The 24,191-nt window shown below is 63.8% G+C and carries 20 protein-coding genes and 1 tRNA gene; 11 read left to right on the plus strand and 10 right to left on the minus strand.

Annotation, left to right across the window (positions count from 1 at the left end):
- Positions 1 to 179 precede the first annotated feature (179 nt).
- Positions 180 to 1,178 carry a helix-turn-helix domain-containing protein gene (locus VF34_RS07780; protein WP_032365530.1) on the plus strand — a complete coding sequence of 333 codons (999 nt, stop codon included), beginning with the start codon at positions 180 to 182 and terminating at the stop codon, positions 1,176 to 1,178.
- A gap of 89 nt (positions 1,179 to 1,267) precedes the next feature.
- Positions 1,268 to 1,639 carry a thioredoxin gene (gene trxA, locus VF34_RS07785; protein WP_027497260.1) on the plus strand — a complete coding sequence of 124 codons (372 nt, stop codon included), beginning with the start codon at positions 1,268 to 1,270 and terminating at the stop codon, positions 1,637 to 1,639.
- Positions 1,640 to 1,713: 74 nt separating this feature from the next.
- Here the strand turns inward: trxA and polA are convergent, their stop codons facing one another.
- Positions 1,714 to 4,455, minus strand: a complete 2,742-nt coding sequence (gene polA / locus VF34_RS07790) for a DNA polymerase I (protein WP_032374320.1) — start codon at positions 4,453 to 4,455, stop codon at positions 1,714 to 1,716.
- Between the two features lie 259 nt (positions 4,456 to 4,714).
- Between polA and VF34_RS07795 the strand changes: the two genes are divergently transcribed.
- Genes VF34_RS07795 through VF34_RS07810 form a run of 4 tightly spaced genes read left to right on the plus strand, consistent with a single transcriptional unit; the run spans position 4,715 to position 8,942 of the window.
- Positions 4,715 to 6,055 (plus strand): branched-chain amino acid ABC transporter permease, encoded by a 1,341-nt coding sequence (locus VF34_RS07795; protein ID WP_045841244.1) that lies wholly within the window; start codon positions 4,715 to 4,717, stop codon positions 6,053 to 6,055.
- Positions 6,056 to 6,062: 7 nt separating this feature from the next.
- Positions 6,063 to 7,052 (plus strand): branched-chain amino acid ABC transporter permease, encoded by a 990-nt coding sequence (locus tag VF34_RS07800; protein WP_027497263.1) that lies wholly within the window; start codon positions 6,063 to 6,065, stop codon positions 7,050 to 7,052.
- Positions 7,045 to 8,139: an ABC transporter ATP-binding protein gene (locus VF34_RS07805; protein WP_027497264.1), complete on the plus strand. Its 1,095-nt coding sequence runs from the start codon at positions 7,045 to 7,047 to the stop codon at positions 8,137 to 8,139. Before VF34_RS07800 ends, VF34_RS07805 begins: the two co-directional genes overlap by 8 nt.
- Complete coding sequence (locus VF34_RS07810; protein ID WP_027497265.1) at positions 8,139 to 8,942, plus strand: ABC transporter ATP-binding protein; 804 nt, start codon at positions 8,139 to 8,141, stop codon at positions 8,940 to 8,942. The genes VF34_RS07805 and VF34_RS07810 overlap by 1 nt, the downstream gene beginning before the upstream one ends.
- Positions 8,943 to 9,093: 151 nt before the next feature.
- Here the strand turns inward: VF34_RS07810 and VF34_RS07815 are convergent, their stop codons facing one another.
- Together VF34_RS07815 and VF34_RS07820 are read right to left on the minus strand one after the other, a co-directional pair.
- Positions 9,094 to 10,428 (minus strand): ABC transporter substrate-binding protein, encoded by a 1,335-nt coding sequence (locus VF34_RS07815; protein ID WP_032374321.1) that lies wholly within the window; start codon positions 10,426 to 10,428, stop codon positions 9,094 to 9,096.
- A 174-nt stretch (positions 10,429 to 10,602) separates the two neighbouring features.
- Positions 10,603 to 11,235, minus strand: a complete 633-nt coding sequence (locus VF34_RS07820) for an ANTAR domain-containing response regulator (protein ID WP_027497267.1) — start codon at positions 11,233 to 11,235, stop codon at positions 10,603 to 10,605.
- Between the two features lie 120 nt (positions 11,236 to 11,355).
- Between VF34_RS07820 and VF34_RS07825 the strand changes: the two genes are divergently transcribed.
- From VF34_RS07825 to VF34_RS07835, 3 genes are all read left to right on the plus strand, one after another.
- A tRNA-Leu gene (locus tag VF34_RS07825) sits at positions 11,356 to 11,432 on the plus strand.
- 63 nt (positions 11,433 to 11,495) lie between these two features.
- Positions 11,496 to 11,672, plus strand: a complete 177-nt coding sequence (locus tag VF34_RS25260; RefSeq protein ID WP_165430221.1) for a hypothetical protein — start codon at positions 11,496 to 11,498, stop codon at positions 11,670 to 11,672.
- A 3-nt stretch (positions 11,673 to 11,675) separates the two neighbouring features.
- Positions 11,676 to 12,407, plus strand: coding sequence for an AAA family ATPase (locus VF34_RS07835; protein ID WP_032374322.1), 732 nt, complete (start codon positions 11,676 to 11,678; stop codon positions 12,405 to 12,407).
- Here VF34_RS07835 and VF34_RS07840 read toward each other — a convergent pair.
- Positions 12,392 to 13,381: an AraC family transcriptional regulator gene (locus tag VF34_RS07840; RefSeq protein WP_032374323.1), complete on the minus strand. Its 990-nt coding sequence runs from the start codon at positions 13,379 to 13,381 to the stop codon at positions 12,392 to 12,394. The genes VF34_RS07835 and VF34_RS07840 overlap by 16 nt on opposite strands.
- Positions 13,382 to 13,503: 122 nt before the next feature.
- Between VF34_RS07840 and VF34_RS07845 the strand changes: the two genes are divergently transcribed.
- A complete protein-coding gene (locus VF34_RS07845; RefSeq protein WP_032374324.1) occupies positions 13,504 to 13,995 on the plus strand; it encodes an anthrone oxygenase family protein in 492 nt (163 codons plus the stop codon).
- Here the strand turns inward: VF34_RS07845 and VF34_RS07850 are convergent.
- The gene (locus tag VF34_RS07850; RefSeq protein WP_027497271.1) at positions 13,971 to 14,174 is read right to left on the minus strand and encodes a hypothetical protein; all 204 of its coding nucleotides are present in this window, start codon (positions 14,172 to 14,174) and stop codon (positions 13,971 to 13,973) included. The two genes, VF34_RS07845 and VF34_RS07850, sit on opposite strands and share 25 nt — an antisense overlap.
- A 56-nt stretch (positions 14,175 to 14,230) precedes the next feature.
- Here VF34_RS07850 and VF34_RS07855 point away from each other — a divergent pair, with 56 nt between their 5' ends.
- Positions 14,231 to 14,752, plus strand: a complete 522-nt coding sequence (locus VF34_RS07855) for a DNA-deoxyinosine glycosylase (protein WP_032368067.1) — start codon at positions 14,231 to 14,233, stop codon at positions 14,750 to 14,752.
- On the opposite strand, the gene VF34_RS07860 is transcribed toward VF34_RS07855, so the two are convergent.
- The 5 genes from VF34_RS07860 to VF34_RS25545 form a co-directional block, all read right to left on the minus strand.
- On the minus strand, positions 14,718 to 15,647 hold the full coding sequence (locus tag VF34_RS07860; RefSeq protein WP_032374325.1) for an acyl-CoA thioesterase: 930 nt from the start codon (positions 15,645 to 15,647) through the stop codon (positions 14,718 to 14,720). The two genes, VF34_RS07855 and VF34_RS07860, sit on opposite strands and share 35 nt — an antisense overlap.
- Positions 15,648 to 17,066: a pyruvate kinase gene (gene pyk / locus VF34_RS07865; RefSeq protein ID WP_027497274.1), complete on the minus strand. Its 1,419-nt coding sequence runs from the start codon at positions 17,064 to 17,066 to the stop codon at positions 15,648 to 15,650. It abuts the gene before it with no gap.
- Between the two features lie 122 nt (positions 17,067 to 17,188).
- Complete coding sequence (locus tag VF34_RS07870) at positions 17,189 to 18,694, minus strand: glutamate synthase subunit beta (RefSeq protein WP_027497275.1); 1,506 nt, start codon at positions 18,692 to 18,694, stop codon at positions 17,189 to 17,191.
- Complete coding sequence (gene gltB, locus VF34_RS07875) at positions 18,687 to 23,255, minus strand: glutamate synthase large subunit (protein ID WP_371828228.1); 4,569 nt, start codon at positions 23,253 to 23,255, stop codon at positions 18,687 to 18,689. The genes VF34_RS07870 and gltB overlap by 8 nt, the downstream gene beginning before the upstream one ends.
- 263 nt (positions 23,256 to 23,518) lie before the next feature.
- Complete coding sequence (locus VF34_RS25545; RefSeq protein WP_052063030.1) at positions 23,519 to 24,166, minus strand: TM2 domain-containing protein; 648 nt, start codon at positions 24,164 to 24,166, stop codon at positions 23,519 to 23,521.
- Positions 24,167 to 24,191: the final 25 nt, after the last annotated feature.

Here is a 24,191-nt window from a genome sequence, read left to right on the forward strand (position 1 = left end):
AATTGGGTCACCTCCGCATGTGTATCCGGCGTGCGGCCGACAGCGACCCACGCATCGAGGGCGAGAAACATCAACACAACCACCAGTACAATTGTCATGCCACCAGCGTCCTACCTGCGTCGACTCAACACGAGTGGCAGTAACGACATGTATCGTCGATTTTCTGCCATACTGCTGTCATGCTGAAGAAGGTGGTCGCAGTACTGCTGCCGTTGACCGAGCAGTTCGAGCTCGGCGTGGCCTGCGAGGTGTTCGGATTCGACCGCTCCGACGAGGGACTGCCCACCTACGACTTCTCGTTGATCGCCGGGGTCCCCGACACGATTCGCACCCGGGTGGGTTACACGATCGATGTGCCCCACGATCTCGACCGGCTCGACAGCGCCGATCTGATCATCGTTCCGGCCGGCGGCACCGAATCGGCCGACGACGGAAGCTACGTGTGCGGCAGTAAGTACAGCCCCTCGATCGAGCCACTACTCGACAAACTCCGTGCGGCGGTGGACCGAGGCGCGCTGGTCGCCAGCCTGTGCAACGGCGCGTTCGTACTCGGCGCCGCGGGCCTGCTCGACGGCAGGCGGTGTACGACCCATTGGCGACACTCGGCCTCCCTGGCCGCGAAATACCCGTTGGCCCAGGTCGACCCAAACGTTCTCTACGTGGACGACGGGAATGTACTGACCAGTGCGGGCACCGCGGCCGGTATCGACCTGTGCCTGCACATCGTCCGCAAATACCAAGGCAGTGTCGTGGCCAACGGAATCGCGCGCAGAATGGTCGTTCCGCCACACCGTGACGGCGGCCAGGCGCAGTTCGTCACCAGTCCACTACCGGCGATCCGAACCGAAACGTTGGCACCGTTGCTCGATTGGATGACCGAGAACCTCGATTCGGAACTCACGATCGGCCGACTGGCTGCGCGGGTGAACATGTCGGCTCGTACATTCGCCCGCAAGTTCGCCGCCGAGACCGGCACGACGCCCGCGCGGTGGCTCAACGATCAACGCGTACTGGCTGCGCAGCAGCTCCTCGAGAACTCCGACCTGCCGATGGATTCGATCGCCGAAGTCGTCGGTTTCGGGAATGCTGCAGCCCTGCGCCAGCATTTCGTCAGACTTCGCTGCACGACGCCCAACTCGTACCGCCGAACATTCCGGGCCGCGCCGCAACCCGTGTGACGGACCACGGAGAGGAGTGGGTCCGGGAAGATTCCGGAGAACCTCTGCGTTGAGACGAACAAGAAGCGCAATCAATCGAAAGGGTACGCGTGGCCACTCAGACTTTGACTCAGCAGAATTTCGACGAGATCGTCACCAGCAACGACGTGGTGTTGGTCGACTTCTGGGCCTCCTGGTGCGGTCCGTGCCGCCAGTTCGCGCCGACGTTCGAGAAGTCTTCCGACGCGCACCCGGACATCGTGCACGCCAAGGTCGACACCGAAGCCGAACAGGGCTTGGCCGCTGCAGCGCAGATCCAGTCGATCCCGACGATCATGGCCTTCCGCGAGGGCATCCTGGTCTACGCCCAGCCCGGCGCATTGCCCGCTCCGGCGCTCGAAGACCTCGTCGGCCAGATCAAGGCACTCGACATGGACGTCGTCCGTCAGCAGATCGCCGAGCAGGCACCCGCAGCGGAGTAATTCCCTCACAGCACAAAAACGAAGGGCCGTTCACCGAATCCGGTGAGCGGCCCTTCGCTGTGCCATGGCCCGATTCAGTGAGCTGCGGCATCCCAGCTGCGACCGGTACCGACCGACACCTCGAGGGGCACCGACAATTCGATGGCCGACGACATCTTGTTACGCACCAACGCCTCGACTTCCTCGCGCTCGGAGTCGACGACCTCGAGTACCAGTTCGTCGTGCACCTGCAACAGCATGCGCGACTTCAAGGTCGACTCCGCCAGAGACTTGTGCACGTCGATCATCGCTACCTTGATGATGTCTGCGGCAGTGCCCTGAATCGGAGCGTTGAGTGCCGCGCGCTCGGCGACCTCGCGACGCTGACGATTGTCGCTGTTGAGATCTGGGAGGTAACGACGACGGCCGTACAGCGTCGAGGTGTAGCCCACCTTTCGGGCTTCCTCGACCGCGTTGCGCAGGTAGTCGCGCACGCCGCCGAAGCGAGCGAAGTACGCCTCCATCTGCTGCTTGGCTTCGTCGGTGGAGATCTTCAACTGCGCGGCGAGGCCGAACGCGCTGAGTCCGTAGGCGAGGCCGTACGACATGGCCTTGACTCGACGGCGTAGTTCCGGGGTGACCTCGTCGATCGGTACGCCGAACGCGCGCGAACCGACGAAGCTGTGCAGGTCCTCACCGGTGTTGAACGCTTCGATCAGCCCCTCGTCACCGGATACGTGCGCCATGATGCGCATCTCGATCTGGCTGTAGTCGGCGGTGAGCAGGGTGTCGTAGCCGGCACCGACCACAAAGCCGTCGCGGATGTGGCGACCCGCCTCGTTCCGCACCGGGATGTTCTGCAGGTTCGGTTCGGTCGACGACAGTCGTCCGGTGGCCGCGACGGTCTGATTGAACGTGGTGTGAATGCGGCCGTCGTCGGCGACGGACTTGAGCAGGCCGTCCACCGTCACCTTCATTCGTGTGGCATCACGGTGGTCGAGCAGGAATTTGAGGAACGGATGCTCGGTCTTCTCGAACAGCCCCTGAAGTGCGTCGGCGTCGGTGGTGTACCCGGTCTTGGTTTTCTTGGTCTTGGGCATGTCGAGTTCCTCGAACAGCACCACCTGCAGCTGTTTGGGCGATCCGAGATTTATCTGCTTGTCGATCACGCCGTACGCGGAATTCGCGGCCTCGTCGACCTGCGCAGCAAAACCCGATTGCAGCGAGCGCAGGTGATCGCCGTCCACTGCGATGCCCGTGGCTTCGATATCGGCAAGCACTGTCAGCAGCGGCAGTTCCATCTCCGAGAGCAGAGTGGTCGACTCGATTGCCGCGAGTTCCGCGTCGAGGGCGTCGGCGAGATCGATGACCGCCCGCGCCTTGAGAATTTCGCCCTCGGCGAATGCCGCGTCAGCGGTGTCCTCGGCGTCGAGAAGTGACATCTGCCCCTCGCCCGCATCTTCGACGCGTAGTTCGCGCTTGAGGTAGCGCAGCGACAAGTCGTCGAGGTTGAACGACCGCTGACCGGGCCGGACGAGATACGCCGCGAGCGCGGTATCGGTCGTCAACCCACCGAGCGTCCATCCCCGACCACGAACCGCGTGCAGTGCCCACTTCGCCTCGTGCAGAGCTTTGGGTCGATCCGCATCGGCGAACCATGCGGCCAGTGCGCGTTCGTCGGATTCGTCGAGAGCCGTCGTGGTGACGAAGGCGCCCTCGCCGTCTGCTGCCGCGATGGCCACCGAGGTCGCGTCGCTGTCGTACGGCCTGCGCGGTCCGAGGATGGATACCCCGCTACGCCGACCGTCGGACGCGTGCTCGTCCAGCCACGCCGCCAACTCCCCGGGCGCGACGATGCCGCCCCGAACGTCGAACCCTTCTTCTGCCTCGGGCTCGACCGAGGCGAGTGTCTCGAACAGTCGATCCCGCAGGATGCGAAACTCCAGATCGTCGAACAGGGCGTGGATCTTCTCGCGATCCCACGGGGCCAGCTCGAGTTGATCGGGCGTGAAGGGCAACGGCACGTCGCGCACCATCTCGGTGAGCTCGCGGTTGAGCACCACACTCGACAGGTTGGCCCGCAATGCGTCGCCCACCTTGCCCTTCACCTTGTCGACGTTGTCGACGAGGGCGGTGAGCGACCCGTATTCGATGATCCACTTGGTCGCCGTCTTCTCCCCGACGCCGGGAATGCCGGGAAGGTTGTCGCTCGGATCTCCGCGCAGAGCTGCGAAGTCCGGGTACTGCGACGGCGTCAGACCGTATTTGGTGGCGACCTCGTCCGGAGTGAATCGCGTCAGGTCCGAGACACCCTTGCGGGGATAGAGCACTGTGACGTTGTCGGTGACCAGCTGCAGTGCGTCACGATCGCCGGTGACCACGAGGACGCGATAGCCCAGTGCCTCGGCCTGTGTGACCAGAGTGGCGATGATGTCGTCGGCTTCGAATCCTGCCTCGGCCATCACGGGAATGCCCATGGCACCGAGCACGTCCTTGGTGATGTCCACCTGGCCCGCGAACTCGTCCGGCGTCTTGCTCCGATTCGCCTTGTATTCGGGGAACCGCTCGGCTCGGAACGTTTGCCGTGACACGTCGAAGGCGGCGGCGATGTGCGTCGGCTTCTCGTCTCGCAACAGGTTGATCAGCATCGAGGTGAACCCGTACACGGCATTGGTGGACTGACCGCTCGTGGTCTTGAAATTGTCCGCCGGCAACGCGAAGAAGGCACGGAAGGCCATCGAGTGACCGTCGATGAGGAGCAGCGTCGGACGCTCTTCGGCTGACTTCGCATCGGTCCGGGCTGCGGGTGCTGCACTTTTGTCGGTTACTGGGCTCACGGTTGACCAGTCTAGGTAGCGGGTCCGACATCACGTAGCCGGATGCGGGCACCGCGACGCAATCGCCGCGGCACCGATCTTCCGCAGCGCGAAACACAACCGATACTTTCCGGAAATCTCAGTTGCCGATTTTGCGTCGTTTCAACGGATAGAGTCCGACAATTGCAGTAAATCCCCATCCCGTGACTCAACGACAACCGTCCGGAGGACGTGCGTGGCTCCAAATGTTCGATGGACCAGAAAGGTGCAACCACCGAGGTTGCGCGCAAGATCTGCAGTTCGCGTATTCCAGCGAACACTCCTACTCGCCATCCTGAGTTCCATTGCGGCGCTGCTGTTCAGTGCGCCTGCGTTGGCGCAGGAACCTACCCCCACTCCCCCGGCGGCACCGGGAACCAGTGCCGAACAGGCACCGCCCGCAGACGCCGTCAGCGTCGCGGGATCGCTCAACAACGGTGGAGAACGCCTCGAAGGGGTCGATGTTGCGGCGCTCGACGCGTCGGGCAGCGAAGTGGCCCGCACCACCAGCGAGACCGGCGGACGCTGGGCTCTCGAATTGTCGCCTGGCACATACACATTCCAGGTGGTCCAGGAAACGCTCCCCGACGGGGTGAGCGTGCAGGGCGAGGTCGAGCGCGACGTGCAGGCCGGTCGCTCGAACACCGTCATCTTCTCCTTCGGTGAGGCCAGGACCGCGACCAGCACCCCGTTCTACGAGAAGTTCGTGCGCACCACGGTCGACGGCTTCCGCTTCGGTCTGGTCATCGCGCTCGCGGCGGTCGGTCTGAGCTTGATCTTCGGAACGACGGGCTTGACCAACTTCGCACACGGCGAACTCGTGACGCTCGGAGCCGTCGCGGCATGGTTCTTCAATGTGAGCCTCGGGATACAACTGATCCCAGCCACCGTGCTGGCGATCATCGTCGGAGTCGCGATCGGCTGGCTCAACAACGCCCTGATCTGGCGGCCGTTGCGTAAACGTCGAACCGGCCTGATCGCTCAGCTGGTGGTCACGATCGGACTCGCCATTGCGCTGCGCTACCTCATCCTGATCTTCTTCTCCGACCGCTCGGAGCCATTCGACGACTACCAGGCTCAGACCGAGAACGACTGGGGCCCACTGTCGATCACCAACGTCAACCTCGCCTGCATCGTCATCAGCGTCGTCGTCCTCATCGGCGTCGCACTGATGCTGCAGCGCACCAAGATCGGTAAAGCCATGCGTGCGGTGGCCGACAACCGTGATCTGGCTGCCTCGTCGGGTATCAACGTCGAGCGCGTCGTGACGTTCGTCTGGTGCCTCGGTGGCGGCCTGGCTGCCCTCGGCGGCGTGCTGTTCGGGCTCTCCGAACTCGGCGGCCGCGTGCAATGGGAGATGGGCTTCAAACTCCTACTGCTCATGTTCGCCGGAATCACGCTCGGAGGACTCGGCACGGCCTACGGCGCATTCCTCGGTTGCGTCATCGTGGGTCTGCTCGTGCAGTGGTCGACGTTGGTCATCAATCCCGACCTCAAATACATCGGAGGGTTGCTCGTCTTGATTCTCATCCTCGTCGTCCGTCCTCAGGGCATCCTCGGCTCGCGACAAAGGATCGGGTGACCTGCACATGGATATCATCGGCGCACTTCAGATCTCTCTTGCTCAGCTGGTCGGCCCGTCGGCCATCTTCTACGCACTGCTCGCCATCGGCCTGAACCTGCACTTCGGCTACGCCGGCCTGCTCAACTTCGGCCAGATCGGCTTCGCCCTACTCGGCGGCTACGGCGTCGGCATCACCACGATCACCTATGAGCAGCCACTGTGGCTCGGCATTCTGGTCGGTCTCGCTGCGGCCGGCCTGCTGGCTCTGGTGCTCGGCATTCCGACCCTGCGATTGCGAGCGGATTATCTCGCCATCGTGACGATTGCCGCATCGGAAATCCTGCGACTGGTATTCCGCTCCACGGCAACCGATTCGGTGACCAAGTCCACCAACGGCATCACCGGATTCGCAGCTCCGTTCACTAACCTCAGCCCGTTCGAGGGTGGAAAGACGTACAGCTTCATCGGCGTTCGATTCCTGGGTAACGACCTGTGGGCCATGCTCGTCGGCTGGACGTTGGTACTGCTGCTGTGCGGGGTCGTCTACCTGCTGACACACAGCCCGTGGGGTCGCGTTCTCAAGGCGGTTCGTGAAGACGAGGACGCTGCCCGGTCGCTGGGTAAGAACGTGTTCGTCTACAAGATGCAGGCACTCGTTCTCGGCGGCGTGATCGGCGGTATGGGCGGGGTGTTCAACGCACTGCAGACGCAGTCGATCAACCCCGACTTCTATTCGACCGCGCAGACGTTCTTCGCGTTCGGCGCTCTCATTCTCGGCGGTGCCGCAACGGTGTTCGGCCCCGTGATCGGCGCAATGCTGTTCTGGTTCCTGCTGTCCATTCCCGACGCGATTCTGCGGCAACTGATCTCGGGCGACGATCCGGTGCTCAACCTCACCGGTGCCCAGGTCGGTGCCACCCGATTCGTACTCCTGGGAATTCTGATCGCCGTGCTGATGGTGTTCAGACCCCAGGGCATTCTCGGCAACAAGCGAGAGGTTCAACTCAATGCCTGACCCGAGCACCGGTGCCGCCGCAGATGCGACACCGAGCAAGAAAGCCAGCACACTCGAAGCACGTGCGGCCAAAGCACTGTCGAGCGATCAGCGTGCCAGTCTGTTCGCCGGCGTCGCCAACGAGCCCGGGGCAGCCAAGCCCGACGCGACATTGGTGGTCGACGGGGTCTCGCGTACCTTCGGCGGCCTCAAGGCCGTCGACGTGGCGCACCTCGAGATCCAGCGCGGATGCATCACCGGTCTGATCGGACCGAACGGCGCGGGTAAGACCACACTGTTCAACCTGCTCACCGGATTCGACCGACCCGACACCGGCACGTGGTCGATGGACGGTCAGGAACTCGGCCGGATGCACCCACATCAGGTGGCACGCAAAGGCGTCGTGCGCACCTTCCAGTTGACGAAGGCACTGTCGAAACTGACTGTGCTGGACAACGTTCGACTGGGGGCGACGGGCCAACGCGGCGAGCGCATGATCAACACGTTCATGCCGTGGACGTGGAAAGCACAGGAGCGTCAGATCACCGAACGCGCCTATGAACTGCTGGGGCGCTTCAAACTCGACGCCAAGGCCGACGATCTGGCCGGCTCGTTGTCGGGTGGCCAGCGCAAACTCCTGGAGATGGCGCGAGCGTTGATGACCGATCCGTCGGTCGTCATGCTCGACGAGCCGATGGCCGGAGTCAATCCCGCTCTCACGCAATCGCTTCTGGGCCACATCAAATCGCTGCGCGACGACGGCATGACAGTGGTGTTCGTCGAACACGACATGGATGTCATCCGCGACATCAGCGACTGGGTGGTGGTAATGGCTCAGGGCAGCATCATCGCCGAGTCCACCCCGGAAGAGCTCTCCAACAACGGTGCCGTCGTCGATGCCTATCTCGGTAGCCATCACGATCAAGCACTCGAATTCGACGCCGACGGCAATCCCGTCGGAGCCACCGCCGAACTGGCCGAGGCATTGAAGCAAGCCGAGGTGGAGGAACTGCAAGCAGGAGGCGATCTTTCGGAACCGGAGTTCGTCAGCCCCGCAGCCACCGACACTGCTGCGGGCGGCTCGCACCGAGCCAAGGAGGACAACTGATGAGCGAACAAACTCTGACGCCGGCCGAGTTCGCGGCCACGCCGGGCGAGCATGCGCGTCTGGCCGAAGGAGCGTTGCTGCGCGCCGACGGTCTGGTTGCCGGGTACATCCCCGGTGTGAACATCCTCAGTGAGTGCAACTTCTTTCTGAACGACGGTGAGATCGTCGGCATCATCGGACCCAACGGTGCCGGTAAGTCGACTCTGCTCAAGACGTTGTTCGGCCTCGTGGCGGTCCGCGAGGGCAGCGTGAAGCTGCGCGGTGACAACATCACCTCCGCCGAGGCGCACGTTCTGGTGACCAAGGGCGTCGGATACGTGCCCCAGACGCAGAACGTGTTCCCATCGCTCACGATCGAGGAAAACCTCGAGATGGGAATCTATCTGCGGCCCAAGAAGTTCGGTGAGCGGTTCGACTTCGTCAGCGAGTTGTTCCCACTGCTCGGCGAACGCAAGAAGGTCAAGGCAGGTGCACTGTCCGGCGGTGAGCGCCAGATGGTGGCGATGGGGCGGGCCCTGATGATGGAACCGTCGGTGCTGCTGCTCGACGAACCGTCGGCAGGCTTGTCGCCGATGTTCCAGGACGAGGTCTTCATCCGCTGCAAGAAGATCAACGCGGCGGGCGTCTCGATCATCATGGTCGAGCAGAATGCCCGCCGCTGCCTGCAGATCTGCGACCGCGGCTATGTTCTCGATCAAGGTCGCAACGCCTACACCGATACCGGGCCGGCGTTGATGAACGATCCCAAGGTGATCGAGCTCTACCTCGGCACTCTCGCGGGAAGCAAAGAAAAGAAGGCCTGACCTTCTCGGCAGGAAGCCCCGACTCGACATAGTTCGAGTCGGGGCTTTCTCGTACCTGCGCCATAGGTACCCAACGTGGTGTATTCAAACGACTCCGGGCCCGAGTCCTGATGTCAGGACTCGGGCCCGGAGGCTGTGCAGCAGCTACAGATCACTCACCGACGACGATGTATCCGTCCGTCGTCAGCTTGTTGTCCGGTCCGAAGACCAGGTTGCCGTAGGAACCGGTGGCGGGCTCGCCTGCGTCACTGAAGTTCAGCGCGCCGGTGACTCCGTCGTAGTCGATATCGGTGCCGGCCTTGACGAGTGGGAGGCACTCGGCGAAGGTCGTGCACTTCGTGCCGTCCTTGGTGATGCTGTTGATGTTGGCAGCGATGTCGGTGCCTGCCGTCGACTTCGCCTGCTCGGCTGCCAGCGCCGAGATGACGACCGCGTCGTAGGACTCACCGGCGTAGTTGAAGTCGACCAATGCCGGATCCACGCCCTTGAGTCGGTCCTGGAACGCGGTGCCGACGTCGGTCAGCGGGGTGGTGCCGCGCATCTTGTCGAGCAGGCCTGCAGCGACCGACTCACCGAGTGCGTTGCCCATGTTGCCGTCGACGCCGTAGACCAACGTGCCGTCGGACGGTCCGATGCCGATCTCGTGCATACGGGTGATGATCTTCGCGGACTCCTCGAAGCCGATGATGGCGACGGCATCCGGGTTGAAGTTCTTCACGCCGTCGACCTCGGCGTTGAACGACTGTGCGTTCGGGTCGTAGATCGTGGTCTGGATCTGGTCTGCCGCGATGCCGGCCTCTTCGAGGTTGTCGGCGGTGTTCTTGGCCAGGCCCGTTCCATAGGGGTCGTTGAGAGCCAGGATGGCCACGCGCTGCGCGCCGTCCTCGGCGATCAGCTGCGAGAGTGCCTGTGCCTGCAGCACATCGGTGGGCGCGGTACGGAAGTACTGGCCCTTGTCCGGGTAGCAGACGAACTGGTCGGAGGTGTTGGCAGGCGAGAACTGCACGACACCCGCGCTGGCGATCTTGTCGATGACCTTGAGCGACACCGAGGACGACGCCGCACCGACGATGACGTTCGAGCCGCCGGCGAGCAGACGGTCGACCGTGGTGTTGGCGGTGTCGGTGGTGGTGTCGCCCGAGTCACCGGGGATGAGCGTGACGGGCTGGTCGAGGACGCCGCCCGCACCGTTGACATCGTTGACGGCCAGCTGGACACCGGCGACCTCGGGTGGTCCGAGGAAGGCCAGGGTGCCGGTCTCGGGAAGGAGGGTTCCTACCACCAGCGGCGACGTGTCGGGAGTGGATCCGGCGGTGGCCTGCTCAGGAGTGCAGTCGGTGGAGACGGTCGTTTCCGCGGCCGACGTGCCGCCGCTGGCGCTGGTGGAGTCGGTCGAGCCCGAGTCGTCGCTCGACGAACAGCCGAACAGTGCGAGCGAGGTGACGCTCAGCACTGCAGCCGTGCGGACATAGGTCCGAATTGCCATCTAGGTTCTCCTTGAAATTGCTCGTCGTTGAAGCTCACCTGAGTTACATGTGGCTCACGTGTGAACCAGACGCTAATGCTCGAAACCGGTTCGCAAGGCCTAGAACGACGCTCGTGACCTGACTGTGACCTAAGAGGTCGAAGTTTTACGTGGCCGTAGCTTTCCGCGGGCCGATCAGCTCTCTGCCACAGGGTTGTTCGCCGGAGTACCGAGTGTTTCGATCACGACCTCGGCTACCGCCTTCATCGTCGTGCGTCGGTCCATCGCGGCACGCTGAATCCACTTGAACGCCTGCGGTTCCGTCAGCGATTGCGACTCCATCAGGACGCCCTTGGCCTTCTCGATCAACTTGCGGGTCTCGAGTCGATCCTGAAGATCGGCGATCTCCGATTCGAGCGCAGAGATCTCGCCGAATCGGCTCGCGGCCAACTCGACTGCAGGCATCAGATCGGCCTTGGTGAACGGTTTGACCAGATAGGCCATGGCACCCGCATCGCGCGCCTTCTCCACGAGCTCTCGCTGACTGAACGCTGTGAGAATCACCACCGGCGCGATCCGCTTCTCCGCGATCTCGGAGGCCGCGTCGATGCCGTCACGACGCGGCATCTTCACGTCCATGATCACCAGATCCGGTCGAAGTTCGACAGCCAGTTCCACAGCCTGCTGACCGTCCGCGGCCTCACCGACCACGTCGTACCCCTCTTCGCGGAGCATCTCCACCAGGTCGAGACGAATCAGGGATTCGTCTTCCGCGACCACCACCCGCAGCGCAGGCTTGCCAGTACCGTGCGTATCAGGAGCATTCATCTGTACCGGTCTCCTTCGACAGTCGTCGCCCCTCAGGGGCATCGAGCAACTGAAGGGTACCGGTGCACGGGGCCGAAAGCGCATCTTCTACACTCGTCAATCGTTGCTTGAAAGACGCCAGCCCTCGTATCCCAATTGGCAGAGGAAACGGATTCAAAACCCGTCCAGTGTGAGTTCGAGTCTCACCGAGGGCACCACAGCACGATCGACCGGCCGCGACAGCGGTCGGGTCCACTCCCGATCACGCCTACAGTGGGGTGATGTACATACCCAGCAGTCTTCGTTGCCATGACACCAGCGCGGGCAAATTGTGCGCGCAGAAGGTCGACCACCGTTTCGGAGATTCCGCGGACCAGTCCGCTCAGTGGGTCTACTACACCTGCAGCGCCGACTCCGCCCACGAAACCGGTTACGTCGACCGCCTGGTCACCGCCTGAATCATGTTCGTAGAGCGCGCCTTTGTCCGCGCCGACGATGTGGGATCGGAGTGGCCCTTCACCGTTCCCGCTGTCGCCGACCTCACGCGCGAGGGACTTGAGTTTCTCGCACCGGTCACAATTCTGGTGGGCGACAACGGTTCCGGTAAGTCGACTCTCGTAGAGGCGATCGCAGAGCGTTTCGGCATCGACGCCCGCGGGGGTCGGGCAGCGCAGAAGTCTCGTCGACTGGACGAGGTGACGAGCGTCCTCGGCGAGGTGCTCGAACTCGAGACCACGCCACGAGGCGCGCGCATGCTGCGGGGTCCGCGCGAGCAGAAGCGGGGATTCTTCCTGCGCGCCGAGACTGCATTCGAGATGGCCGAGAACCTCGGCGGCATGCCGGGCTTCTGGGACGAGAACACCGCCGAAATGAGCCACGGTGAGGGCTTTCTCACCATGTTCGGTGCTATGTTGGCCGAACCGGGCTTCTATGTGCTGGACGAACCGGAGTCGGCCCTGTCGTTCACCGCGTGCCTGAACCTGGTCGCGCTGATGTCCCACTTGGGCGAGGAGGGGGCACAGCTCGTCTGTGCCACGCATTCACCGATCCTGGCTTCGACACCCGGTGCGGACATCGTCGAAGTGGGTGAACACGGTCTGCGCCGAAGCACCTGGGACGAACTCGAATTGGTCCAGCACTGGCGGCGATATCTCGACGATCCGAACGTGTATCTCCGTCATCTACTCGACTGAACCGGCACCAACGCGACGTCCCGACGACGACGCACACTTCCCGGAGAGACTCCCATCGCCCGTTTGAACGCTTTTCCGAATGCTGCCTCCGACAAATACCCACTGCGCCTGGCCAATTCGGCCAGCACCACGTCCTCGGACCGCAATGTGTCGTATGCGACCTGCATCCGCCACGTCGCCAGGTAACTCATCACCGAATCGCCGACCAATGCGGTGAATCGAGCCGAGAACGCCGAACGTGACATGTGTGCACTCGACGCCAGGGTCGCAACGGTCCACCGCTCGTGGGGATTTCGATGAATGCGAGCCAGCGCGCCTCCGATGCGCTCGTCCTGCAACGCTCCCAGCCAACCGGACTGCGCGCTCGGAGTGTCCACAATCCATGACCTCAACGCCTGAATCACCAGAACGTCGGAAAGCCTGGTGATCACTGCCTCTCCCCCGGGCTCGAGCGATCGTGCCTCGTCGGCCACCATGGCGAGGATGTTCTGCATACGTGCGCGCTGTGGTTCGCTGTCTGCGTCGATCACGATCACCGCCGGTAGCAGCCGAAGAAGCTGCTGCGCCGCAGGATGATCCATCCGGACGGCCCCGCAGACCAACACGGTGTCGGGTCCGCTCGCATCGCACTGGGCGATCACTGCGTACCGGTCGCTGACGTAGTCGTGTGGCACCTCGTACACGCTGGTCGCGTCGCCGACAGACTCGATGTCGGCCGCCAATACGTGCCCACGCCCGTGGGGAACCAACGCGAAGTCGCCGGGAACGAGCTCACGCGTCGACTCCCCGGGGACCGACAGCACACACGACCCGTCGACCACGGTGTGGAACCACACAGCGTCGTCCATCGCGGGCAGGGCCAGCCCCCACGAGCCACTCATCTCGGAACGCACGTAGAAGGACCCGGTCATTCGGAGGAAATGCAAAGCCTCACCGAGCGGATCGGGTGACTTCCAGGGGTCGGCTCCACGCACCGGACAATTGTCCCCCACGGCCGGGACGATCGGACATGAATTCGAGCCCTGCGCGCATTGTCCATCCACCCGCGACGCGGAAAGGTCGGAAGCGCACGACGAATCCCCGGGAAGGAAAACCGATGATCGACAAGATCTCCTCGATCGCCACCCTGGTCGCAGCAGTCGGATGCGGCCTCGTCGCGGGCGTCATGCTCGCGTTCTCGGTCAGTGTTCTTCCTGGCCTGGCGTCGTTACCGGTGCCCGACGCGATCGCCGCGATGCAGAGATCGAACGCCGCGATCCTCAACCCACTGTTTCTGACGCTGTTCGTCGGTACGGCGTTGACCTGTTCTCTCGCAACCGTTCTCGCGATCACCACGGAGGGTGGGCGATCGACCTGGGTCGGCGCGGGAGCAGCGCTCTACGTGGTGGGCTGCTTCGTGGTCACGGTGGCGTTCAACGTCCCACTCAACGATGCACTGGCAGCGGTGGATCCGGCGAGTCCGTCGGGAGCCGACATTTGGCGGTCGTTCACCTCGAACTGGACGCGGTGGAACACCGTCCGGATCATCTCGTCGACGGCGGCGTGCGCCGTGCTGATACTCGGTCAGGGCAGATCCGCGCTGGGCTGATCGGACTCACCGTCCTGGTGACGCCTGCGAATCTCGTCCTCGAAGCGGGCGATGAGATGATCGGTATCGGCAGTGGACACATCTCGCGCGCCTTCGTCCATCGCGGCGTCGCGTCCTCTGCGCAAGGCGGCGAGTTCGGCTTCGAGTTCGTTGTTGTCGAGTACGCGTGGATCCAACATCTCTCCATTGTGGTCCCACCCGAGTGCCTGCGCGCGCTGTTTGCTGTAATCGCGACATGAACGTCGTGCACAGCTTCGAACCGATAGTCGACGAGCACGCTCACACGCTGATACTCGGTTCGATGCCCGGTGTCGCATCGCTTGCTGCTCAGCAGTATTACGCTCATCCCCGAAATGCGTTCTGGCCGATCATGGGCGCGCTGTTCGGTGCCGGTCCCGAACTTCCGTACGAGGCGCGAACAGAGCGACTGGCGCGCAGCGGGATTGCTGTGTGGGACGTACTGAAGCTGTGTACCAGGACCGGAAGCCTGGACTCGGCCATAGTCGAATCATCCATCGTGGCAAACGATGTCGCGAACCTCATCGCAGGTCATCCCGGCATCGACACCGTGCTGTTCAACGGAGCAAAAGCTGCCGACAGCTATCGCAGATACGTCGCGAACGCGGTGCAGCAGGACGTCGAGTGCATCCGTCTGCCGTCCACCAGTCCAGCGCACGCCTCACTCACCCTCGAAGCCAAGACTCGACTGTGGTCGGCAGCACTCAGGCGCGAACGCGTTTCGGGAAGTGGCGAATGAGGCCCTCCTGCACGACGGTTGCGAGCAACTGACCGTCCATCGAGAAGAATCGGCCGGTGGCGAGTCCCCGCGATCCGGCCGCGACCGGCGATTCGGTCGCATACAGAGCCCACTCGTCGAATCGGAACGGTCGGTGAAACCAGATGGAGTGGTTGACCGTCGCCGCCACGATGCGGTCGAGTCCCCAGGACAGTCCATGCGTGGTGATTATCGAATCGAGCACCGTGGTGTCCGACGCATAGCCCATGGTCGCGGCGTGAAAGATCGACTCGTCCGGCAGATCGCCGTCCGCTTTCATCCACACTCGATTGTGGTTGAGCTTCTCGCCGGTGCCGTGCATGATCCACGCCGGATCGTTCGCGTACCGCATGTCGATCGGTTTGAGTGCATCGACGAACATCTGCAGTCGGTCCTCGAACCCTACGAAGTGGTCGCCGAGAGGCGGCAGAGCGTCGGGATACGGAACCTCGGGCACCTCGACGCTGTGCTCGAGGCCCTTACCGAAATCCTGGAAGGCAGCGAGCATGACGAACAGCTCGTTACCGTCCTGCAGCGCAGTGACCTGCCGGTTGGCGAACGCCCGGCCGTCGCGCTGACGACTCACGCGGTATTCGATGGGCTTCTTGACGTCACCACCGCGAATGAAGTGCGCATTGATCGCATGAACGTCCCGGGACGTTCCGGATACGGTCCGGCCGGCGGCGATGAGCGCCTGAGCGACGAGCTGCCCACCGAAAGTCCGGCTCCCCACCTGCTCCGGATGCTGTCCGACGAACACATCCTCCTCAGTCTCCTCGAGGGCGAGGAGACCGAGAAGGGTTTCGAGATCGGTTCCGCGTACTGCAGTACTGCTCGGCGCGCTCTCGCTGACGCCGGTCCCCCCCGCTTCGACCACTTACCGGTCCTCTTCTCCGATTCGGTGCACATGGATCAAGTTGGTCGAGCCTACTGTGCCGGGAGGGGCACCGGCGACGATCACGACCTGATCGCCTCGGTTGTAACGACCGAGTTCGAGCAACGCCTTGTCGACCTCTTTGACCATCGCGTCCGTCGAGCCCACATCGGGAACCAGGAACGTCTCGGTGCCCCAGCTCAGGGACAGCTGACTGCGGACCTCGGAGATCGAGGTGAATGCGAGCAACGGAAGTTTGGTGTGGAGGCGAGCCAACCGTCGCACGGTGTCGCCCGACTGGGTGAAGGCCACGAGGGCCTTCGCGTCCAGACGCTCGCCGATATCGCGGGCGGCGTAGGAAATGACACCGCGCTTGGTGCGAGGAACGTGAGTCAGAGGAGGAACGCTGTCGCCTTCGGTTTCCACGGTCTCGACGATCCGAGCCATCGTCCGCACCGTCTCCATGACGTACTTGCCGACCGAGGTCTCGCCGGACAGCATGACCGCGTCAGTACCGTCGAGCACTGCGTTGGCGACGTCGGATGCCTCGGCGCGGGTGGGACGGGAGTTCTCGATCATCGATTCGAGCATCTGGGTCGCAACGATGACGGGCTTGGCGTTGGCGCGGGCGATCTGGATCGCGCGCTTCTGCACCAGGGGCACCTGCTCGAGTGGCAACTCGACGCCGAGGTCACCGCGGGCGACCATGATCGCATCGAACGCGAGCACGATGGCTTCGAGGTTGTCGACGGCCTCGGGCTTCTCGAGCTTGGCAATGACCGGAACTCGGCGGCCGACGCGGTCCATGACTGCGTGGACGAGTTCGACATCGGCGGGAGAGCGCACGAAAGAGAGCGCGATGAAATCGCATCCGAGCGCGAGGGCGAACTCGAGGTCCGCAATGTCCTTCTCGCTCATGGCAGGAACGGAGACGTCCATGCCCGGGAGGGAGACGCCCTTGTTGTTACTGACCGGACCACCCTCGGTGACCCGACACAGCACGTCGTTGCCTTCGACGCCGGTGACGACGAGGCCGACCTTGCCGTCGTCGACGAGCAGGCGGTCGCCTTCCTTGGCGTCCTGAGCCAGCTCCTTGTACGTGGTCGACACGCGATCGTGGGTGCCCTCGCACTCCTCGACGGTGATGCGGATGAGTTCACCGGCGGCCCAGGTGGTGGAGCCCTCGGCGAATCGGCCGAGTCGGATCTTCGGTCCCTGCAGGTCGGCCAGGATGCCCACGGCTTTGCCGGTGGCGTCCGATGCGGCGCGAACTCTCTCGTAGTTGGCCTGGTGATCGGGGTGATCGCCATGGCTGAAGTTCAGTCGTGCGACATCCATTCCACTCTCGACGAGTTCGCGGATGCGCTCTGTGGTTGCGGTTGCGGGTCCAAGGGTGCAGACAATCTTCGTACGTCGGCTCACGGTTGCGAGCGTAGCCGCTGGACGCCTTGTTCTCTATCGCAGAGGAACCCGGCCGGATACTACCGACGGGTAGCCTCGCCGGGCCGCTGCTGAAAGCACCTGTACCGGTACAGAGACGAGTGTCACACCACCGCCAGAGGCAGTGCCGTGGGGTGTACCGGGGACGGCAATTCCGAGTGTCCGGTGAGGTAAGCGTCGACCCCGTTGGCAGCCGAACGCCCCTCGGCGATCGCCCACACGACCAACGACGCACCGCGGTGGGCATCCCCACAGACGAACACACCCGGGGCCGTCGTCTGCCAATCGGGACCACACGACAACGCGCCGCGCTTGGTCAGCGCCAGGCCGTAGTCGTCGAGCAGCGGTCCGTGTTCGACACCCTCGAATCCGATGGCGAACAATGCCAGATCACAGGGCAATTCGACCTCTTCACCGATGGGCGTCACGATGCGTCGCCCGTCCGCGTCGCGCTGCACCTCGACCTCGGCGAGCACCATGGCGCGCACATGTCCGCGCTCGTCGCCGAGAAATCGCTGCACCGCGACCTGATGACGCACGACGCCACCCTCCGCATGAGCAGGCGACGTCCGAAGCACCAACGGCCACGACGGCCATGGCGAAAGGCCGTCGTCACGGGCACCGGGAAGAGCAGGGTTGTAGTCGAGCTGAGTGACCGACGCGGCACCCTGACGGTGAGCCGTGCCGAGACAATCGGCCCCGGTGTCTCCGCCGCCGATGATCACCACATGCTTGCCGGCAGCGGATATCGACGTCGGCCCGTCGCCCTCGCATTCCTTGTTCGACGGCACCAGATGCTCCATCGCGAGGTGAATGCCGTCGAGTTCGCGGCCGATCACCTCGGTATTGTCGCGAGCCCGCAAAGCGCCGACGGCGAGCACGACCGCATCGAAGCTCGCGCGCAGTTGCTCGACGGTGAAGTCGATGCCGACCTCGCACTCGGTGACGAAATGCGTGCCCTCGGCCCGCATCTGCATCAGCCGCTGATCGAGCACCGACTTCTCCAACTTGAATTCGGGGATTCCGTATCGAAGCAATCCACCGAGCCGATCGTCGCGCTCGTACACGGTGACATCGTGCCCGGCCCTGGTGAGCTGTTGCGCCGCAGCCAGCCCCGCCGGACCCGAACCCACGACGGCCACTCGCTTACCGGTGGTGATCGTCGGAGGCTGGGGAACGACGCTGCCCTGTTCCCAGGCCAGGTCCGCGATGGTCTGCTCGACCCGCTTGATCGTCACACTTCCGCCGGTGGCGGCCTCGGAAATGGACAGGACACAGGCAGATTCACACGGAGCCGGACACACTCGTCCGGTGAACTCCGGAAAGTTGTTGGTGGCGTGCAACCGATCACTGGCCGCGTCCCACCGATCGCGGCGCACGAGATCGTTCCATTCCGGAATCAGGTTGCCCAGCGGGCATCCGGCAGTTCCGGAGTGGCAGAACGGAATTCCGCAATCCATGCAGCGGCGCGCTTGTTCCGAGACCTCAGCTGCGCGTTCGCTGCTGGGCTGATCCGAGTACACCTCGTTCCAGTCCCTGACCCGTTCGTCGATAGGACGCTTGGCGGCCTCACGCTTGACGACCTTCAGAAATCCCTGTGGATCAGCCACGTGCAGCCTCCATGATCGCAGCGTCGACGTCGCGCCCCTCGGCGCGCGCCATTCGTGTCGCCTCCAGCACTCGCTGATAGTCGACGGGCATGACTTTGGTGAACAGAGCGGATCGGCGGGGCCAGTCGGCGAGCAGCGATGCCGCGACGGTGGAGCCGGTCCAGCGCTCGTGGTTCTCGACCGTCTCGCGCAGCCACACCAGATCGTCCGGATCGGGAACCTGCAACTCGACCATTGCCGTGTTCACGTCCGCGGGGTCAAGACCCAGAACGAAGGCGATACCGCCCGACATGCCGGCCGCCATGTTGCGTCCGGTCGGCCCGAGCACGACAACCCGTCCGCCCGTCATGTACTCGAAGGCGTGATCTCCCACGCCCTCGTTGACCGCAACGGCTCCGGAGTTGCGCACGGCGAACCGCTCCCCCGCCTTACCGCGCAGGTACACCTCCCCCGACGTGGCTCCGTAGAGAATCGTGTTTCCGGCAATGACGTTGTCCTCGGCAACGAAGGGTGCGTCCTCGGCCGGTCGGACGACGATGCGTCCTCCCGACAGGCCCTTGCCCACGTAGTCGTTCGCGTCGCCGACGAGATCGATCGTGATTCCGGGCGGCAGGAATGCACCGAGCGATTGCCCGGCAGAGCCGGTGAACGACACGCGAATCGTGTCGTCGGGTAGCCCGGCCGCGCCGTAGCGTCGCGTGACCTCGGACCCCAGAAGTGTTCCGACCGTGCGGTTGACGTTGCGCACGGGCAGCTCCAGCGTGACCGGATGTGCGTCCTCCAATGCCCCCTCGGCCAGCTGGATCAGCGTGCGATCCAGCGCGAAATCGAGGCCGTGGTCCTGATCGCGTAGGCGTCGACGCTGCGTCATGGGCGCGCCGTGTCGATCCACCGGCATCGCGAAGATGGGTGTGAGGTCGAGTCCCTTGCTCTTCCAATGTGCGACGCCGGCCGCGGTCTCGAGCACGTCTGCGTGGCCGACGGCCTCGTCGATGCTGCGGAACCCGAGCTGCGCGAGGTACTTTCGCACATCCTCGGCGACGAACCTGAAGAAGTCCTCGAGGAACTCGGGCTTGCCGGTGAACCGCTTGCGCAGTTCGGGGTTCTGAGTCGCGACACCCACTGGGCAGGTGTCGAGATGGCAGACCCGCATCATGATGCATCCCGCGACGATCAGAGGTGCCGTCGAGAACCCGAATTCCTCGGCACCGAGCAGCGCCGCGATGATCACATCACGGCCGGTGCGCATTCCGCCGTCGCACTGGACGGTGATGCGATCGCGAAGTCCGTTGAGCACCAACGTCTGTTGGGCGTCGGCCAGCCCGATTTCCCAGGGCGCACCGGCATGCTTGAGAGACGTCAACGGAGCCGCGCCCGTGCCACCGTCGTATCCCGAGATCAGTACGACGTCGGCGTGCGCCTTGCTCACTCCCGTGGCCACCGTGCCCACTCCTACCGAGCTGACGAGTTTGACGTGGACGCGCGCGTTCTCGTTGGCGTTCTTGAGATCGTGGATCAACTGCGCGAGATCCTCGATGGAATAGATGTCGTGGTGCGGAGGCGGGGAGATCAGGCCGACCCCGGGCGTCGAGTGCCGAGTCTTGGCCACCCACGGGTACACCTTGTAACCGGGCAGCTGCCCGCCCTCACCGGGTTTGGCACCCTGCGCCATCTTGATCTGAATGTCGGTGGCGTTGACCAGATAATCGCTGGTCACCCCGAACCGTCCACTCGCGACCTGCTTGACGGCACTGCGCCGGCTCGGATCGTAGAGGCGATCGACGTCCTCTCCGCCCTCACCGGAGTTGGAGCGCCCACCCAGATTGTTCATCGCAACGGCCATGGTCTCGTGCGCCTCGGCAGAGATGGATCCGTAGCTCATCGCGCCGGTGTTGAACCGAGTGACGATGGACTCGACCGGCTCCACCTCGTCGAGCGGAACAGGCGTGCGCACATGGTCTTTGAACTCGAACAGGCCCCGGAGTGCGCCCCCCTCACGGGCGAGCCGGTTCACTTCGTCGCTGTATTTCTGGAACACGTCGTAGCGACCGGTGCGTGTTGCGTGCTGCAACAGGAACACCGTCTCGGGAGTGAACAGGTGGAGTTCGCCCTCACGCCGGAACTGGTACTCGCCGCCGATCTCGAGGCGGCGGTGAACACGGTCGGTAGGATTCTCCGGGTATGCCTTCCGGTGACGGAGTTTGACCTCTTCGGCGAGGACGTCGAGACCGACTCCGCCGAGCTTGCTGACGGTGCCCTTGAAGTACTCGCGCACGACCTCGCGATCGAGACCGACCGCCTCGAAAACCTGTGCGCCGGTGTAGGACCCGACGGTCGAGATTCCCATCTTGGACATGACCTTGAGCACGCCCTTGCCGAGCCCGTACAGGTAGTTGCGCACCGCGACAGTGGGTTCGACCCCGGTGAGCTCACCTTCGCCGACCAGGTCCTCGATCGACTCCATGGCCAGGTACGGGTTGACCGCCGCCGCACCGAATCCGATCAGCAAGGCCAGGTGGTGCACTTCTCGTGCATCGCCGGACTCGACGACGAGAGCGACCTTGGTGCGTTCCTTGGTGCGCACCAAGTGGTGGTGCACAGCAGAGGTGGCCAGCAGGGACGGAATCGGTGCCCGAGTGTGGTCCGAATCGCGATCGGAGATGATCAGCGTGCGGTAGCCGGCAGCGATGGCTTCCGATGCCCGCATGCGCAGTTCTTCGATGGCCTCGGCCAGACCTTCCCCACCACGCTCGACCTCGTACAGTGCGCGCAGCACGATCGCCGACAGACCGGGATGATCACCGTCGTCGTCGATGTGGATGATCTTGTTGAGTTCGTCGTTGTCGAGCACCGGCCACGGCAACACGATCTGCCTGCACGACGCGGCGGTGGGCTCGAGCAGATTCTGCTCCGGTCCCATCACTCGCGACAACGACGTCACGATCTCTTCTCGGATGGAGTCGAGTGGCGGGTTCGTGACCTGCGCGAACAGTTCGATGAAGTAGTCGTACAGCTGACGAGATCGCTGGGACATCACCGCGGACGGGGTGTCGGTCCCCATCGATCCCAGTGGCTCGCCCCCGGAGGCGGCCATCGGGGTGAGCACGACGCGGAGATCTTCCTCGGTGTAGCCGAAGGCGATCTGTCTGCGAATCACGGACTCGTGGTTGTACTGAATGTGGGCGCGCTCGGGCAGGCTCTTGATTTCCAGCAATCCGGCGTGCAGCCATTCCTGGTACGGATGTTCCTGCGCCAGTTGCAGTTTGATCTCCTCGTCGGGAACGAGACGCCCGGCGACGGTGTCGACCAGAAACATCTTGCCCGGCTCGAGGCGACCCTTGGCGACGACCTGAGATTGCGGCACGTCCAGGACACCTGCCTCGCTGGCGAGGATCACCCGACCGTCGGCCGTCTGCCACCACCGACCGGGGCGCAGACCGTTGCGATCGAGAACGGCCCCGACGTAGCTACCGTCGGTGAACGTGACGCAGGCCGGACCGTCCCACGCTTCCATCATCGACGAGTGGAATTGATAGAACGCCCGTACCCGCGTATCCATCGTGCGATGGTTCTCCCACGGCTCCGGCACCATCATCATCACGACGTGGGGAACGCTCCGGCCGCCCAGATGCAGCAGTTCGAGCACCTCGTCGAGCGACACCGAATCGGAGGCGTCGGGATTGCAGATGGGGAAGAGCCGCTCCAGATCACCGGGGATGAGATCGCTGGACAGCATTGCTTCCCGAGCGCGCATCCGGTTCCTGTTGCCCTTGACCGTGTTGATCTCTCCGTTGTGCGCGACGTAGCGGTGCGGGTGCGCCAACGGCCACGACGGGAAGGTATTGGTGGAAAAGCGACTGTGCACGATGGCAATTGCACTCGTACACAACGGGTTACGCAGCTCCGGGAAGAACAGGGGCAGCTGCATGGTGGTGAGCATGCCCTTGTAGACGATGGTGCGTGAGGACAGCGAAGGGAAGAACAGGCCCGAGCCCTCTGCCTCGATCTCCGGGGTGACGCGCTCCGACCGCTTACGCAGCCCGTACACCAATCGGTCGAGTTCGAGACCGGCCGGACGTGAACCGTCGACCTCGGGGGCCGCGACGAAGAGATAGCTCATGTACGGCATGCATCCGAGCGCCGTCAGTCCGACGTCGGCGCGATCCGGATCGACCTCGACCGGAACCCAACCCAGCACCTCGAGACCCTCTTCGGCTGCAATGGATTCGACACGCTGCACGGCCGACCCGCGCTCACGGATGCCCTGCGGCAGAAAGCAGACACCCGCCGCGAAGGTGTTCTCGCCGTCGCCGTTGGCCGACGGTAACTCGAACGACGACAACGAATCGAGAAGTTCGACGGGCAGCTGGATCAGAATGCCCGCGCCGTCACCACTGTTGGGCTCGGCACCGGCAGCACCACGATGTTCCAGATTCTCCAGTGCCAGAACACCGTCGGACACGATCGAGTGCGAACGGCGTCCGGCGATGTCCGCGATCATCGCGACGCCGCAGGAGTCCTTCTCCGCGCTCGGGTCGTACAGTCCTTGCTCGGCAGGCATCCGAGAAAACAACACCACGATCACCTCCACGTAGACCGGTGGGTGCTTCGGATGGCGCAGTGTCGACACGCTGCACTGTGAGCCTCGGCTACCCCGCCGGCTGGTCGCCCGAACCGACATAGAGTGCCGGATCGACCGAATTCGATGCCTATCGGGAATTCACCGGGACAGCTCTGGCCCGCGAAAGAATCCGAGATCGCTCTCGGATGGCGGAATCGTATCAGTTGCCGATCGCAACGATGCAATCGCGAACGGCACTGGGCTCAGTCGCGCAGGGGGCGCCCGTGTTCATCGCGCACGCTGCCCGTGAGCATCATGATCCCGTCGATCAGCGGCCAGATACCGCCGATGCCGCACGTGAGCCACGTGACCGCGATCTGCGCCACCGCGATTCCCGGCTGATTCAAATAGAAGCGTCCTGCCCCGAAAACTCCCAGCAGAATGTTCAGCAGCCCGGCAGTGAGCTTCTGCTTGTCCGAGAACGGTTCCCCGGTGACGGGATGCCGTCCGTAAGGAGCGCTCGGATCCACCCAACCAGGGGCACCGGCGTACTGGGGGCCTGGGTAGTGGGGTCCTCCGTACTGGGGACCGCCGTATTGGGGACCGCCGTATTGGGGACCGCCGTATTGGGGACCGCCGTATTGGGGACCGCCGCCCGGAAACGGCGGCGGCGGGTAACCCGCACCGGGCGGTGGACCATCCGGTGCACCGGAGCCACGGTCGTCACCTCCGGACGCGCCGTACGGATCACTGCCCCAATTCGGCGGACCGTAGCTGGGGTCGGGAGCGCCGTACACCGGACCCGGTGCCGCGTTCTTCTCGAACGAGATGGTGGGCTCCGACCCCGAGCCGTCTCCCGCCGCTCCGCCCGGTGTCGATCCGTCCGATGACGATGTACCTGAATCACTCACAACGAACTCCCTCGACGACGCGCTA

It is taken from the genome of Rhodococcus sp. PML026, assembly GCF_000963615.1.
GTDB lineage: Bacteria > Actinomycetota > Actinomycetes > Mycobacteriales > Mycobacteriaceae > Rhodococcoides > Rhodococcoides fascians.

Bases quoted from the DNA above. Each gene is read 5' to 3' on its own strand.
- VF34_RS07850 (WP_027497271.1), bottom strand. From the start codon at position 14,174: ATGTTGGATCCACGCGTACTCGACAACAACGAACTCGAAGCCGAACTC.
- VF34_RS07800 (WP_027497263.1), top strand. From the start codon at position 6,063: ATGGATATCATCGGCGCACTTCAGATCTCTCTTGCTCAGCTGGTCGGC.
- gltB (WP_371828228.1), bottom strand. From the start codon at position 23,255: ATGCCTGCCGAGCAAGGACTGTACGACCCGAGCGCGGAGAAGGACTCC.
- VF34_RS07805 (WP_027497264.1), top strand. From the start codon at position 7,045: ATGCCTGACCCGAGCACCGGTGCCGCCGCAGATGCGACACCGAGCAAG.
- VF34_RS07810 (WP_027497265.1), top strand. From the start codon at position 8,139: ATGAGCGAACAAACTCTGACGCCGGCCGAGTTCGCGGCCACGCCGGGC.
- VF34_RS07780 (WP_032365530.1), top strand. From the start codon at position 180: ATGCTGAAGAAGGTGGTCGCAGTACTGCTGCCGTTGACCGAGCAGTTC.
- VF34_RS07845 (WP_032374324.1), top strand. From the start codon at position 13,504: ATGATCGACAAGATCTCCTCGATCGCCACCCTGGTCGCAGCAGTCGGA.
- VF34_RS07820 (WP_027497267.1), bottom strand. From the start codon at position 11,235: ATGAATGCTCCTGATACGCACGGTACTGGCAAGCCTGCGCTGCGGGTG.
- VF34_RS07835 (WP_032374322.1), top strand. From the start codon at position 11,676: ATGTTCGTAGAGCGCGCCTTTGTCCGCGCCGACGATGTGGGATCGGAG.
- VF34_RS25260 (WP_165430221.1), top strand. From the start codon at position 11,496: ATGTACATACCCAGCAGTCTTCGTTGCCATGACACCAGCGCGGGCAAA.
- VF34_RS07815 (WP_032374321.1), bottom strand. From the start codon at position 10,428: ATGGCAATTCGGACCTATGTCCGCACGGCTGCAGTGCTGAGCGTCACC.
- VF34_RS07855 (WP_032368067.1), top strand. From the start codon at position 14,231: ATGAACGTCGTGCACAGCTTCGAACCGATAGTCGACGAGCACGCTCAC.